Origin of the sequence: Acinetobacter sp. CWB-B33, assembly GCF_039655955.1 — a bacterium.
Lineage (GTDB): Bacteria > Pseudomonadota > Gammaproteobacteria > Pseudomonadales > Moraxellaceae > Acinetobacter > Acinetobacter bouvetii.
On record NZ_JAGFEU010000001.1, the window covers coordinates 551,625 to 566,327 of the forward strand.

Sequence of the window (14,703 nt, forward strand, 5' to 3'; positions counted from 1 at the left end):
GAGCCTGAGCTCCGGTTTTTATTTCGATCTGAAAGCAATTCTAAAAATTGAGCTTACTTTTGATCGGGCAAGGCATAAGCAATAATGTAGTCACCGACATCTTTAGAGTGGCTGGCGCCGCCTGCAGAAATGACTACATATTGTTTGCCGGTTTTCGGTGATTTATAAATCAGCGGTGCTGCAACGGCGCCTACAGGAAGTTCTGCTTTCCATACTTCTTTACCTGTTTTAGAGTCCAGTGCACGCAAGTAGTAATCTTGAGTGCCGGCAAAGAAAACTAAACCGGAAGCCGTTGTTGTTGGGCCGCCTAAAGTCGGCATGCCTAAAGGCATTGGCATGTGTGTTTTTACACCCAATGGACCTAATTCTTTGGCTGTCCCCATTGGCACTTCCCATATGACTTTTTTGGTTTTCAAGTCAATCGCAGTCATGGTGCCAAAGGGCGGTTTGTTGCATGGAACGCCTAATTTAGACTGCATGATATCAATTTTGATACCTGCATAAGCGCCTGCATATTGCGGACGAATGGTGCCCATGAATCCAGGCACTTCGTCAGTCGAAATTTTGTATTTAGCCGCGTCTTCTTTACGCACTAAAGACATCCGAAGCGGCATACGCATATCGTTGACATACATGATGCCGGTCGATTCATCAATCGACATACCGCCCCAGTTCATGCCGCCCAGCAAGCTTGGCCATTCAATATAGGGTTTTTCACCCGGCGCTGTATACATGCCTTTGTAGACCGAGTCTTTGAAGTCAATACGGCAAGCCAATTGGTCAAAGGTAGAAATGCCCCACATATCCTGTTCAGTCAGTGTGGTGTTGCCAATTTGCGGCATGCCGACAGAGAACGGCTGAGTCGGAGAGAGTTTTTCGCCTTCTGCACCATGGGTATCGACAGGGCGTTCTTCAACTTTCGTGATGGGTTTGCCTGTACGGCGGTCCAGAACAAAGATCATGCCCATTTTAGTGGTTTGAATTAATGCAGGAACTTTTTGGCCTTGGTCATTGGTGACGTCATAAAGCACAGGCTGTGACGGAATGTCATAGTCCCAAACATCATGGTGTACCATTTGATAAGACCAAACCGTTTTACCTGTAGACGCATTGACTGCGACAACTGAAGAACCAAATTTTTCATTGGCTGCGCTGCGGTCACCGCCCCAATAGTCAGGAGGGCCATTACCTGTAGGCAAGTAAACCAGGTTTAAATCTTTGTCATATGTCGGAATTGTCCACATATTGGGGGTTTCTTTGCTGAAGCCTTTGCCGTCTGCCGGTTCGCCAGTCAGTTCAGGATTGCCCACATCCCAAGCCCAGGCGAGTTTGCCGGTACGCACGTCATAAGCGCGGACCACACCAGACGGTTCACCATGCACAATATCGCGGACCCAGCCGCCAAGAATGGCAACATGGCCTGCAATAAGCGGTGTGGAGGTTGGGTGGTAACGCTTGCTTTGTTCAGTAGGCCCCATGTCATGCAAGACATCGACTTGGCCATTGACACCAAACTCAGGGCAAAGTGCGCCCGTTTTAGCGTTTAAGGCAATTAAGCGGCCATCGACAGTAGACGTTAAAATGCGTTGCGGGCACGCTTTTAACGCTGGAGATGCTAAATCTGCAGCAGTTAAAGACTGATCTTTAGCTGCGTCATAATAACCGACACCGCGGCAGGTAATGTGCTCAGCAGTTTTTGCTTTAGGATCATACTTCCAAAGCGCCTTGCCGCTGTCACCATCAATTGCAGAAATAATATTGGTGGGTGTGCACGAATATAACGTGCTGCCAATTTGAATCGGGGTATTTTCATCAACCCCAGCTTTGGTATCGCGGCCAGTGTGATACGTCCAGGCCACTTTTAAATCTTTAACATTTTCGGGGGTAATGTCGCTATAGGGCGCAAAACGCGTGCCGTTGCCGTTGCGGCCAAAGTATTCCCAGTTATCTGAGTTTTCAGCATTGGGTTTTGCTAATGCAGGGTCTTGAACAATATCAATCGGGTTTAAAATTTTACCGTGCGGGAAGAACATGGCAATTAAAGCCATCACACAGGCAGCAAAACCTGCAAAGCCAACAGCATTGGCGATTTTTACTTTGCCTGTTTCTAAAGCGGGAAGGCTGCGGCTGGCCCAAAGGCTAAGCACAAACAAAATAGTTGGAACGACTAAGCGCGGGATATATTGCCAAAAATCGAGTGCCTGAACTTCAGCAATAGACCAAAGAACGGTGGCGATCAATGTGACAATAGAAAGCTGCAAGCCGGCCGTTTTTTTCATTGCATATAAAACAGCGACCGCAAAGTACGTGATACCGGCAATGAGATAATAGCTTGTACCGCCAAGGCTGAGTAATTTAGAGCCTTGAATGATAAGAAATAACGCAATGAGTACAGTCAAAACGATAAAAAAATACCGATAGACTTTAGCCCCAGTGCGCTCTGGAGAGGAGGGTGTTTCTGTGCTCATACCATGCCTATTAAATTAATGGCTTGGTTGCATAGGCAAGAAAAGTAAACTGAGAAAGGTAATGCTTGGTCAATTCACATCGGATAGATGTCTATGTAACAAAGTCAGTGATTGATTCACTCTTGGGTAAAGAATTCATCAATGATGATGGGGATTTGTGAAAATATTATAACACTTAGTAAAAAAAAGAGAAAAGTCTGTTTAATATTTAAGCTTTTTATGAGTTTCCATTGTTCAATATTCTTAATTTGATAATTCAAACTTAAAAAGAGAAATAACGTATGCGCAATAAAAAACCGAGCTGTCTCAGCTCGGTTTTAAAGATTCAGGAGATCTTATTTTTCTACGAATGCACGTTCAATCACGTAGTCGCCAAGAACCCCCATTTTAGGCGATTCTTTCAAGCCATGCTGGTCGAGAAGCGCTGCAACATCGTCAAGGAAAGCTGGACTGCCGCAAAGCATTGCGCGGTCTGTTTCTGGGTTAAAACGCGGCAGGCCAATTTTTTCGAATAATTGCCCCGACTCAATGGCAGTTGTGACACGGCCTTGCGTATGGAAATCTTCACGCGTCACTGTCGGGTAGTATACTAACTTTTCTTTAGCACCTAGCTCGCCGAAAAACTCATGATTTGGAATTTCATTTTCAATCAAATCTTGATACGCCAATTCAGAAACGAAACGTGTACCGTGAACAACGATGATTTTTTCAAAGCGTTCATAAGTTTCAGGATCACGAATGGTTGACAAGAATGGCGCAAGGCCAGTGCCTGAAGAAAGCAGGTACAGGTTTTTGCCTGGGTTCAAGTCATCAAGAACCAAAGTGCCTGTCGGTTTTTTAGAAACCAAAATATCATCGCCCACTTTTACTTTTTGCAAAATAGACGTTAAAGGGCCATCTGGCACTTTAATAGAGAAAAACTCTAGCTCTTCTTCGTAGTTTGCGCTGGCGATCGAATATGCGCGCATTAAAGGCTTGCCATTCACTTCAAGACCAATCATCACAAATTGACCATTTTTAAAACGCAGCGCAGTATCGCGGGTGGTTTTAAAACTGAATAAAGTGTCATTCCAGTGGTGTACGTGAGTAATCTTTTCGACGTTGAAAGCAGCCATTAAAGGTCTCAATAAATTATCAAATTAGAACAGGTTGCTATTCTAATCTAAAAACATTCTCGATAAACTGAATATATTTAATTGAACTTATCAGAAAAAGTGATTATGACCGGCTTAAATCTGCCAATTATTGGGTATATGAATTCTCCCTACAAAGAAAAGTTCGGTATTCCGCGCCAGCCCAATTTAGTGCAGGTAGAGTCCTATATTGAAATGCAGGCGCCGTATAATGATGAATTGGCATTTGAGGGGATTGATGAATTCAGTCATCTTTGGCTGGTGTGGCAATTTCATGACAATAAAAATCAGCAGGAACAGGCTGCATTCCGGCCGCAAGTGCGGCCGCCGCGTTTAGGCGGCAATAAAAAAATCGGCGTATTTGCAACACGCAGCATGTACCGTCCTGCACCGATAGGACTTTCGGTGGTGCAGCTGAAGGAAGTAAAAAAAGTCGGTAAATCTGTGCGGGTTTATGTCACAGGCAGTGACTTGCTGGATGGAACGCCGATTATTGATATCAAGCCGTATATCCGCTATTCAGATGCGGTGCTGGATGCGCGCAGCGGCTATGCGCAGCAAGAACCGAAGCGCAAGCAGGTGCTTTGGACCAGCGATGCGCAGCAGCAGAAGCTGTATTTGATGCAGCAGTTACATATCACAGCGCAAATGACTGAAGAGTTGGAGCAAGTGCTGTCTCTGGATCCGCGTCCTGCGTATCAGGACGATGCTGACCGGGTGTATAAGCTGCGCTTTGCTGCCGTCGATGCGGCATTTAAAGTTGAAGCAGATGAGGTGCATATTACTGGTTTGACCGTATGCACGAAGTAATTACATTTTTACAGTCCACCATAAAAGGCCGATCAGCACGGCCATGTGGAAAAATTGCACAGGCGTGAAGGCCAGAAAGAACTTCCAGCCGCCGGTCAGTAAGGCATTGACTGACTTTGCCGCAGCGTGCGCGCCCAGTCCTAAAATGAAGGCCCAAAATACAGCTTGATCCGCAGGCGTTCCTTGTATGACGACTGTCGCCATGGCTGCATGGATTTCAAATAAAGAAGCCAGCAGCGTGCCTGCGATTAAGCCGGCATCTCCCAGCCATAGATTCAGCCCGTAAACGCCAGCTTGAATAAGCGTTAAGCTTAAGGCAATGATGGCTGCTTCTTTTAGGCTGAACATGCGGGTATCCGTCTGCATCATTTGCTCTGCCGGCGCCGCTGTACGCAGCAGCCAATACGCGCAGCAGGCTAAAATCACGGCGGCAATTATGGTTGGAAGAATAATTGTTTTCAGCCACAGCATGCTGACGCCGGCGACAATAATCAGCAGCTGCAGCAAAGTGGCGACGCAGGACATCAGTGCCGCTCCTGCATTGGCTTTGGCATCTGCACGTCCAGCGCGGACTTCCATGCCTAAGCTGGCAATGGTTGCGGTGCTGGATACAAAGCCAGACGCGACAGCAGACAAAATCATGGCATTTTTAGAGCTCAGCAGGCGTTTAGCAATATGCGCTAAAGACTGCACCGCTAAAATCAGGCTCAGCAGTTTTAAAATGACATAGGGGTTCAGCACCGCTCCCCAAAGCGGCGTATTGGGGGTTAAAGGCAGCGCAATTAAAATCAGCGCCAGCAAGAATATGCCGTCTTTGAATTCAGCTTCAGTGATCCATTTTCCAGCAATGCTGTGCATCGAGTGTTTCGCCATTAAAATAACAGTCAAAAATACCGACAGCCCTGCGGCTAAGGGCGCATTCCATAGGCACATTGCGCCAATAAAATACGTCATAACGAAAGCAAGCTCAGTGGTAATGCCTGGATCTTCCGGCTGATTTTTGAGGGATAACACTACAATGCCGCCAACAATAATTGCGCCGGTAATGCCAACTGCTGGGCCCAATAAAAAACACATTGCGCCCAGCAGGGCGCAGACGGCAAAAGAACGCAGCCCTGCAAAACTGTGCTGATTTTCCCGCTGCTTGCTGCGCTCACGCTCTAAGCCAATCAGCAGTCCGCATCCCAATGCAGAGGCAAACATGGCAAGCAGTTCCTGAAAATTACCTGTACTGACTGAAAGCATTGAAAAATCCAAGCATTATCCCCTAAATTTAAAAGAGCATATGAGTCTAAAATATAGGCGATGCGTTCAGGGGTGATCAAGCAAAAATCAGCTTAAATTAACAAATCCTTAAAAATAATAGGGTATTAACAGTATTTTTCTGAGATTGGATTATATGGAGGCCAGTGAGCGGCAGATAAGTCCTTTTTATAGTGCAACAGCGCTGTGAAAACTTGCTATAGTTGGGCCATGTTTGGGGACATGAACAAATGACATTTAATTTTGAGATTGACACCTCTTGGTGTTTAGAGCAATTACAAAAAGACGGCCGCATTACAGAACGTGAGAAAATGCTGGTGCAAACCACGCACCGTCAGCGTGATCAGCTGAAATGGCATCCTTTGCAGTGGATTGCCAATTTCAATTTAGCCGATTTGAGCCATCCGCAAAGCAAATTAACGTTGAACCGGCTGTGCCAGTGGCTGTCAGAAAAAGCAGATCTGCCGTTTTATATTATTGATCCTTTAAAAGCTGATGTTCAGGCGCTGACTAGTGTCATGTCGCAAGAATTTGCCATGCGCAATAAGATTTTGGCGGTAGAGCTGCAAAATGAATATGTCTTAATTGCAACCGATCAGCCTTATAAATCTGAATGGGTGGGCAATTTAGAGCGGACAGTGCTTCCAAGAAAGATTAAGCGTGTACTGCTCAGCCCAGATCAGCTGCAGCGTTATTTGGTGGAATATTACCAAGTCAGCCGTGCGGTGAATTCATCGCAAAAATCATCGTCTTATGAGCGTGAAAATAAAGGGGTTGAGGCGCTGCTGCAGCTGGGAGATTCGCAAAACCCGGATGCCAATGATCAGCATATTGTTAAGCTGGTGGACTGGGTGCTGCAGTTTGCCTTTGAGCAGGGCGCCAGCGATATTCACTTAGAGCCGCGCAAGGATACCGGCAGGGTGCGTTTCCGTATTGACGGCGTGCTGCATACCATTTACAACATGCCTGCGAATACTTTGACGGCGGTGATTTCCCGGATCAAGATTTTAGGCCGGATGAATGTTGCGGAAAAGCGCAAGCCGCAGGATGGGCGCTTAAAAACCCGAACGCCGAAAGGGCAAGAAACGGAGCTGCGTTTATCGACACTGCCGACTGCCTTCGGTGAAAAAATGGTCATGCGTATTTTCGATCCTGATGTGCTGGTGCGAAGCTTTCAGCAGCTCGGATTTGAAGGCCGCCTGCAGGAATCGTGGAATCAGCTGACCAGCCACAGTCACGGCATCATTTTGGTGACGGGCCCTACGGGTTCAGGCAAAACCACCACGCTGTATTCATCGCTGAAGCAGCTGGCGACAGAACAGGTCAATGTCTGCACTATTGAAGATCCGATTGAAATGCTGGAGCCGAGCTTTAACCAGATGCAGGTCAATACAGGCATTGACCTTGGCTTTGCTGACGGTGTGCGCGCGCTGATGCGTCAAGACCCGGATATTATTATGGTCGGGGAAATCCGGGATCAGGATACCGCCAATATGGCGATTCAGGCTGCATTGACAGGGCATTTGGTGTTGTCGACACTGCATACCAATGATGCGCCGTCCAGTTTAACCCGTCTGCATGATTTGGGTGTTCAGCCATTTTTAACCGCAGCAACAATCCTCGGGGTATTGGCGCAGCGTTTGGTGCGTCAGTTATGTCCGCACTGCAAGGCAGAAACCTTCATCAATGATCAGGAATGGAAACATTTAACCTTCGACTACAATGTAAAAACACCTGAATTTGTGTTTAAAGCAGTCGGCTGCGAGGCTTGCCGCCATACCGGCTATAAAGGCCGTGTCGGCATCTATGAGTTTATGCCCTTGAGTTTGGAGACTAAGCATTTGATTGGCGCCCATGCCGACTTGGCCCAGCTGCGTTTGCAGGCGCGCAAGGAAGGCATTGAGCCGCTGAGGATTGCGGGCGCGCGTAAAGTGGTTGCCGGCATCACCACCTTAGAAGAGGTGTTAAGGGTTGTGCCGCTGAATTAAGATCGGTAGCACTTTCAGCCGGCAATGCGCTCTTAAGGTTCAGTTCATTTGCAATTGTTTAAATGATTTTAACGCAATACAACACAACTATGAGGCTAGAACATGAATAAGTTCACTAAAGTCATTTTGGCTGCTGGTTTTACTGCTGTATCAGCGGTGTCTATGGCGAATACGGCAAAGGCGCCTGCAATGCCGGAGCATGCAGGGCATGAAGCGGTCAATCATGCTTCTTTTGCCAAGGCCGTTACAGTGAAGCAGGCGCTGGCCATGAAAGATGATGCCAAAGTTGAATTAAAAGGCCATGTGGTCAAGTCGCTGGGCGATGAAAAATATCAGTTCCGCGACAGCACTGGCACCATTACAGTAGAAATTGACGACAAGCTTTGGCATGGCCAAAAAGTCTTGGCCAAAACACCAGTAACCATCACTGGCGAAATTGATATTGATTATAAGCCGGCAAAACGTGTCAGCATTGATGTGGATTCAGTCAAGTTCTAATCCGCGCATAGGGCAATGAACAGCCGCTTTGAGTCAAATGACAGCATGCCGCTAGCGCTATAGGCATGCTGTTTTTATTTGTGCAATAACAATGCTGTAAAGAAATTTAAGCAGTATCATGAATCAAAGATCAGCAAGCAATAGGCAGAGGCTTTATGAGAATTTTACTTGCAGAAGATGATGCCTCTCAGGCGCAAAGTATAAAAACTTGGCTGGAAATGGATGGCTACAGCATTGACTGGGTGGAGCGTGGCGATTTTGCCATTTCTGCGATTGAGCAGCATCAATATGATTGCGTACTGCTGGACCGCGGCTTGCCGAAGGCAACAGGCGATGAAATTCTTCAAGCCCTGCGGAAGAAGCAGCTGAATACGCCAGTAATCTTCTTAACGGCAAGGGACAGTGTGCAAGACCGTGTAGAAGGTCTGGACTTAGGCGCCAATGATTACTTGGTTAAGCCGTTCAGCCTGGAAGAGCTGTCGGCCCGTGTGCGTTCGCAAATGCGCCAGAAGCACTGTGTGAATAGCCAGCAAATCCATTTCGCAGATTTGATTTTGGATACGCAGGCAAAAATTGTCATTCAAAATGATGAAACGCTGACACTGACGGCCAAAGAATTTCAAATCCTCTATAAACTCATGCAAAAGCCAGAACATGTCATTACCCGGGAACAGCTAGAAGAGTCACTGTATGCATGGGGCGATGAAATTGAGAGCAACGCCATTGAAGTTTTTATTTACCAGCTGCGTAAAAAAATCGGCAGTCAGTACATTAAAACGATACGCGGCCTGGGTTACCGCATGAATCAGCCGCAGGAATAAGGCATGCAGAAAAAACAGGCAGTTTCGCTACAGCATCGGCTGGTCAAAACCTCGGTTTTCAGTTCGATTGCTGCGGGTTTAATTTCCCTGCTGCTGCTGCTGGGCATTTCAGTGTATCAGACCATGCATTTGCAGGATGAGATTATGGATGAAATCTCAGACATGCTGCTGCTGACTGATATTGCGCATAGTTCAGGACATCAAATTGATGAGCTGAGTGACCAGTTTGATATTCATTACCGCCTGATTTATGAGGGGCAAACCCTGACCCAGTCTGAAGATGCGCAAAATGAAGTTTTTCAGTATTTGGCGCAGCATCATTCCGAACATGGCTACTCCATCATGTGGCATAGAGGAGAACTGTGGCGGACTTATGTTCAAAATGAATCAGGGATGACGCTGTATGCCGTGCAGCCATTAGACGTGCGTTTTGCAGAGATCATTTCTACGGCGGCGGGTTATGCGGCGATTTTAGCGGTGCTGTGGTGTTTGCAATGGCTGATTGTGCATCTGTCAGTGAAGCGGCAATTTAAAAATATTCATGCTCTATCACAGCAAATTTCAGAAAAAAGCGCCGATGATCTAGAACCGATTAATTCACCTGAGCCTGAATTGGCTGAGCTGCAGCCGATGGTGCAGCAGCTCAATCATATGCTGGAACGGGTCAAGCAGGCTTTGCTTGCAGAGCAGCGTTTTACCGCAGATGCTTCACATGAGTTACGTTCTCCGCTGTCGGCCATTCAAATGCGGGTGCAGGTTTTAAAGCGTAAATATCAGGATCATCCGCAATTGCCGGCAGAATTGCTGCAAATTCAGCAGGACGTCAGCCGTGGCACGCAAGTGCTGGAAAACTTGCTGCTGCTGGCAAGGCTGGATCCATCCAAGCCAAATGATTTAATCAAAACACGCATTGATTTGGCCGACGTCACACATGAGGTGCTGCAGGCGCTCGCGCCATTTATACAGCAAAAAGAAATCCATGTAGCGGTGCACGCGAGTCCGTTGCAGGTCTTCGGCAATACTGAGCTTCTATTTACCTGCCTGCGCAATGTAGTGGACAACGCCGTGCGCTACGCCAGCCGTAATGGGCAGCTGCAGATTCAGATGGCAGAAGTGAATCAGCAGGTGGAGTGGAAGATTGAGGATAATGGCACAGAGGTCACTGAGGAGGTTTTAGCGCGCTTGGGTGAGCGTTTCTACCGCGCTTTGGGTACGCAAACTCAAGGGTCGGGGCTCGGCTTATCCATTTGTAAAAAAATTATCGAATTGCATCAAGGCGAAGTGGTCTTTTCAAAGTCGGCCATGGGCGGTCTGCAAGTGCAAATTCTGCTGCCTCAGGCAGAGCGGATCAGCTGATTTTTTGCGCTTTCATTTTTTAATATAATCAGCGGCATTAAAAAAAGCAGTATGAAGTAGCGCATACTGCTTATTCCCACGTTTATTATTCTTTCGCTATTTTAATTATTTTGTGAGAATCAGCCGGTTGTTGCGCGTTAAACGTAAGCGGTATTCTTCACCCGCGTGCATGATTCGGATTTCACGGCCTAATGCAAATAAGTTATTCGAGTGCAACATTGGCAATGCATGATGAGATTCTGTGTGGCGTGTAAATAAGCTAAATGGTGCGTTCATTCCGTTGACTCCGTGGTGTGTTTGAGTGATTTAAATGATAATCATTATCGAATAGACCTGTCAACGGTAAATGATAATATTTTATAAAAAACTCAAATTTGCTTACACTCAGTAAAATTTTAACAAAATGGAACCGGTTTTATGTCAAAGCCAAATCTGCATATAGCGATCGGCATTTTGCTGCATCAGGGGAAAGTTTTGGTGGGCTGGCGTGAAGCATCGCAGCATCAGGGCAATAAGCATGAATTTCCAGGCGGAAAAGTCGAAGATGGCGAAACACCTGCTGAAGCCTGCCGCCGTGAAATATATGAAGAGGTCGGTGTAGGGCTGAACAATTGGCAGGCGTTCGATTTTATCCGCCATGAATATGATGATGTCATGGTGAATCTGCATGTGTTTCAAGCCGCCGTGCCTGATGAGCTGCTGAATGAAATTCAGCAGCCGTGGACATGGTACAGCCGAGACCAATTGCTGGGTTTAAATTTTCCGAAAGCCAATAAAGCGATGCTGAAGCGCCTGCATTGGCAGCATCAAATCAAGATTTCTAGTGATCTGTCTGCAGTGGTGCAATTGAATGCGCAACAGTTGATGTATTGGCGGGTCGAGGCGGATCAGGAAAATTTGATCGCGCTGGCGGCATGCAATATTAATCTGCTGGATAAACTGATCATCAATATAGAACTCTGGAAGCAGCTGAACAGCATTCAGCAGCAGAATATAGGCGCAATTCACCTTAAGCAGGCGCAATTGATGCACTTGAAGCCAGGTGATTTAAAAATTGGCTGCCGCCATATTGCAGCCTGTCATGATTTAATCTCTGCTTTGCATGCGCAGGCCATAGGCTGTGATGCCATTCTGCTCAGCCCTGTTTTGCCGACAGCAACACATCCGGATGCGCGGCCTTTAGGCTGGGAACAGTTTGCACAGATCGCAAAGCAATTGGATATTCCCGTATTTGCATTGGGCGGGATGACGCCAGAGCGCTTAACGGATGTACAGCAACATCATGGCTATGGCATTGCAGGTGCGCGCTTTCTATAAAAATTCCAGCCATCAGCATTAAAAGCCCTTTAAAGGGCTTTTAATGCTTGCTGCGCTTTTTGAATGGTTTGGGTTTTCTTTTGCTTTTGTCCAGCCTGCAGAATAATTTTCCACAGCTGCTTTTTCATCGGGCCGCTTTGCGCATAGCTTAGACCGCGCTGCGCCAAGGCTTCGGCATTGGCTGGCTGATTTTTGCGGCTGGCAATCATTGCCAGATACATAAAGGTTTCAGCTGATTGCGGTGCCAGGCGCTGTGCCTGCATTGCGCTATCTTCAGCCTTATTCAGTTCACCTTTGGCATAAAACGCTTGTGTCTGCTGCATGAGCTTTTTAAAGGCTGGCAGGTTGCGGCCATCCTCAAATCTTTGAACGCGTTCCTGCTGTTCCGGAATCACAAGGCGCTTGCGCTCAATGTCAGGGCGGTCATAAGGATGAATCATAACGCCGGAAGGATCGCGGATTTCTTTGGGCGGTTCTTTCTGTACTTTTTTCTCTGGCGCATTCTGCTCAGGAGCCGGCAGGCTTTGGCAGCCTGCAAGACCCAATACAATTGCGCCGATCAGCGTCTTTCTTAAAATCAATGGTTAACCTCAGTTGTTAAAACTGCCGCTGGAAATGACACGCGGATTATCAGAAGAGTCTTGCTCTGTGCCCGAGTCACTCTCGCGGATGTAGTTGTCTAAACTATCATTTTGCGGGGCAGTTTCTTGAGGGGTTTCAGTATCGCTTGTGTAAGGCTGCGGCTGCACTTCATATTGTGACTGGCCGCATGCCGTTGCGCGGTTAGGCATAGAGCTGCGCAGCAGCGGAATATGAATAGCGCCTGCGCAGCCGGATGCAGACAGTTCACCGGTAGCGCTGTCCAGCCAATGCCACTGCACATCGGCAGGCTGGCGTAAATTAACCGGCTTCAGGCGCAGCTGTTTCATCACATTGATCCAAACCGGCAATGCGCCTGAAGAGCCAGTTAATCCGGTAATTTTGTTGTCATCCAGACCCAGCCAAACTACGGCAGCATAGTTGCCAGCATAACCGGCAAACCATGAGTCGCGGGTATCATTGGTGGTGCCTGATTTTCCAGCCAGTTCCAGTGAAGTCGGAAGAGTGCTGTAGGCTGAGCGGCCGGTGCCTGAATTCATCACTTGCTGCAAGCCATAGTTCAAGACATAGGCCGCAGCAGGGTCAATGGTCGGCTGCACGGATAAACTGTAGCGCTCCAGCGTATGTCCATTGTTATCTACAACTGAACGGATCGACTTCACAGGATATTTAAAGCCGCCTGTTGCAAAGTTGCCATAGATGCTCATGACATCCATAGGCGACATATCTACCGCCCCCAAATAAATGGATGGGTAGCTGGGAATATTTGAGGTGACGCCAAATTTTTTCAGATGGTTAATGAAGGTTGAAATGCCAAATTCCTGACCTAAGCGCACTGCAGCCAGGTTATAGGATTGTGACAGCGCCTGCACCATTGGAACAACGCCGTGTTCGCCGCCGCTGTAGTTTTTCGGCGTCCAGGCTTTTCCTTCGCTTTGAATGCTGATGGCGCTGTCTTCGATTGGGCTGGCCCAGTTATAGCGTCCAGATTCAATTGCGCTCAGGTAAATTACTGGTTTCAGCAAAGATCCAACTTGGCGTTTGGCATCTACAGCGCGGTTAAAGCCAGTAAAATCTTGCGTAGAGCCGACAGCCGCGACTAATTCGCCATTTTCAGGATGAGTAATCAGCACTGCGCCTTGCAGTTCCTTCAAACGGTTTGGGTTGGCATTGCTTAAACGCGTTACAGTTTCTTTAAAGCTTTTTTGAATACGGGTTTGCGCCAAGGGGTCTAAAGTGGTGAAAATCTTCAGGCCTTGGTTGGTCAAGTCGCTTTCTTGATATTCTGTACGCAGCTGGCGGCGGACAATATCTAAGAAATCCGGGAAGCGGGCAGGGCCAAGGGTCGGTTTTGCAATGACATTGAGCGGACGCGCAGATTCTATTTCATATTGCTGCTGCGTTAAGTAGCCCATCACCAGCATATTGTTCAGCACAATATTGCGGCGCTTTATAGCCGCTTCCGGGTTGCGCCAAGGATTATACAGTGTTGGCCCTTGCACCAACCCGACCAGATAAGCCTGCTGGGCAATATTCAGCTCACGCAAAGGCAGGCCAAAGTAAAACTGCGATGCCAAGCCATAGCCATTAATCGAATAGTTGCCGTTTTGGCCTAAATTTACTTCATTCAAATACGCTTCAAGAATTTCATCTTTATCGTAATGCAGCTCAATCAGCAGCGCCATCAGCGCTTCATTGACCTTACGCTTAAGTGTTTTCTCAGGACTCAAGTAAAAGTTTTTGACCAGCTGCTGAGTTAGCGTTGAACCGCCCTGACGCTTGCCGCCTGTCACGTTGCTGACAATCGCGCGGGCAGTGCCGCGCACAGATACGCCATGATGGTGATAAAAATTGCGGTCTTCGGTGGCAATTAAGGCTTCTATCAGCGGCTTAGGCACATTTTTCAGCTTGATCAGCACGCGGTCTTCATTGTGCTGCGGATAAATGCCGCCGATCAATAAAGGTTCTAAACGGGCAATGCCATTTGATGACGGCTTGGTTGCGCTGACATCGGTAACCGTGTCTTTGCCAAATGAAATTTTTAAGACTTGCTCAGGCTCAAGGCTGTCGCCGAAGTCAAAACCGCGGGTATGCACATACATTTCGTTGCCGGAAGTAACATAGCTGCCAGTCTTTGCATAGCTTTCAGCATTTTTGTAGCCGAGCATTTTCAGCTCTTCCTGCATATCATCCTGACTGACAGGCGCATTGGTAAAGATTTCCATTGGGCGTGCGAATACTTTCGCAGGAATGTCCCAGCGCTGTCCTTCAAATTTGGCCCTTACCACATTATCAATTTTGATCAGATACACACTGAAAGCGACGAATGCGCCAATGACCAAAATACAGAAAATAAATGCGATAGCGCCTATGCCGCGTTCAGACTTCATAAATTATTATAAGATCCTGAGAAATTTTGCTAATCATGCGAAGCTTTTGCGTAATTTGC

Annotated in this window: 12 protein-coding genes; 6 read left to right on the plus strand and 6 right to left on the minus strand. The window is 47.3% G+C overall.

Annotation, left to right across the window (positions count from 1 at the left end; genetic code table 11):
- Nucleotides 1–53: 53 nt before the first annotated feature.
- The gene (locus JZ784_RS02620) at nucleotides 54–2,468 is read right to left on the minus strand and encodes a membrane-bound PQQ-dependent dehydrogenase, glucose/quinate/shikimate family (protein WP_346313696.1); all 2,415 of its coding nucleotides are present in this window, start codon (nucleotides 2,466–2,468) and stop codon (nucleotides 54–56) included.
- A gap of 335 nt (nucleotides 2,469–2,803) precedes the next feature.
- Nucleotides 2,804–3,583, minus strand: coding sequence for a ferredoxin--NADP reductase (locus JZ784_RS02625; RefSeq protein WP_005011025.1), 780 nt, complete (start codon nucleotides 3,581–3,583; stop codon nucleotides 2,804–2,806).
- 105 nt (nucleotides 3,584–3,688) lie between these two features.
- Between JZ784_RS02625 and tsaA the strand changes: the two genes are divergently transcribed.
- A complete protein-coding gene (gene tsaA, locus JZ784_RS02630) occupies nucleotides 3,689–4,411 on the plus strand; it encodes a tRNA (N6-threonylcarbamoyladenosine(37)-N6)-methyltransferase TrmO (RefSeq protein ID WP_346314245.1) in 723 nt (240 codons plus the stop codon).
- Here the strand turns inward: tsaA and JZ784_RS02635 are convergent, their stop codons facing one another.
- Entirely contained in the window at nucleotides 4,412–5,656 is a 1,245-nt protein-coding gene (locus JZ784_RS02635) for an MgtC/SapB family protein (RefSeq protein WP_346313697.1), read from the minus strand.
- A 248-nt stretch (nucleotides 5,657–5,904) separates the two neighbouring features.
- Here JZ784_RS02635 and JZ784_RS02640 point away from each other — a divergent pair, with 248 nt between their 5' ends.
- The 4 genes from JZ784_RS02640 (at nucleotide 5,905) to JZ784_RS02655 (ending at nucleotide 10,337) form a co-directional block, all read left to right on the plus strand.
- Entirely contained in the window at nucleotides 5,905–7,662 is a 1,758-nt protein-coding gene (locus tag JZ784_RS02640) for a GspE/PulE family protein (RefSeq protein ID WP_346313698.1), read from the plus strand.
- A 102-nt stretch (nucleotides 7,663–7,764) separates the two neighbouring features.
- Entirely contained in the window at nucleotides 7,765–8,160 is a 396-nt protein-coding gene (locus tag JZ784_RS02645) for a NirD/YgiW/YdeI family stress tolerance protein (RefSeq protein ID WP_346313699.1), read from the plus strand.
- A gap of 155 nt (nucleotides 8,161–8,315) precedes the next feature.
- Nucleotides 8,316–8,981, plus strand: a complete 666-nt coding sequence (locus tag JZ784_RS02650; RefSeq protein WP_346313700.1) for a response regulator transcription factor — start codon at nucleotides 8,316–8,318, stop codon at nucleotides 8,979–8,981.
- Between the two features lie 3 nt (nucleotides 8,982–8,984).
- Nucleotides 8,985–10,337: an ATP-binding protein gene (locus tag JZ784_RS02655; RefSeq protein WP_346313701.1), complete on the plus strand. Its 1,353-nt coding sequence runs from the start codon at nucleotides 8,985–8,987 to the stop codon at nucleotides 10,335–10,337.
- Nucleotides 10,338–10,442: 105 nt separating this feature from the next.
- Here JZ784_RS02655 and JZ784_RS02660 read toward each other — a convergent pair whose 3' ends face one another.
- A complete protein-coding gene (locus JZ784_RS02660) occupies nucleotides 10,443–10,613 on the minus strand; it encodes a hemin uptake protein HemP (RefSeq protein ID WP_005011010.1) in 171 nt (56 codons plus the stop codon).
- A gap of 141 nt (nucleotides 10,614–10,754) precedes the next feature.
- Between JZ784_RS02660 and JZ784_RS02665 the strand changes: the two genes are divergently transcribed.
- On the plus strand, nucleotides 10,755–11,654 hold the full coding sequence (locus tag JZ784_RS02665; RefSeq protein WP_346313702.1) for a thiamine phosphate synthase: 900 nt from the start codon (nucleotides 10,755–10,757) through the stop codon (nucleotides 11,652–11,654).
- Between the two features lie 29 nt (nucleotides 11,655–11,683).
- On the opposite strand, the gene JZ784_RS02670 is transcribed toward JZ784_RS02665, so the two are convergent.
- Together JZ784_RS02670 and mrcB are read right to left on the minus strand one after the other, a co-directional pair.
- Nucleotides 11,684–12,235 carry a tetratricopeptide repeat protein gene (locus tag JZ784_RS02670; protein ID WP_346313703.1) on the minus strand — a complete coding sequence of 184 codons (552 nt, stop codon included), beginning with the start codon at nucleotides 12,233–12,235 and terminating at the stop codon, nucleotides 11,684–11,686.
- 9 nt (nucleotides 12,236–12,244) lie between these two features.
- Nucleotides 12,245–14,644 carry a penicillin-binding protein 1B gene (mrcB, locus tag JZ784_RS02675; RefSeq protein ID WP_346313704.1) on the minus strand — a complete coding sequence of 800 codons (2,400 nt, stop codon included), beginning with the start codon at nucleotides 14,642–14,644 and terminating at the stop codon, nucleotides 12,245–12,247.
- Between the last annotated feature and the right edge of the window lie 59 nt (nucleotides 14,645–14,703).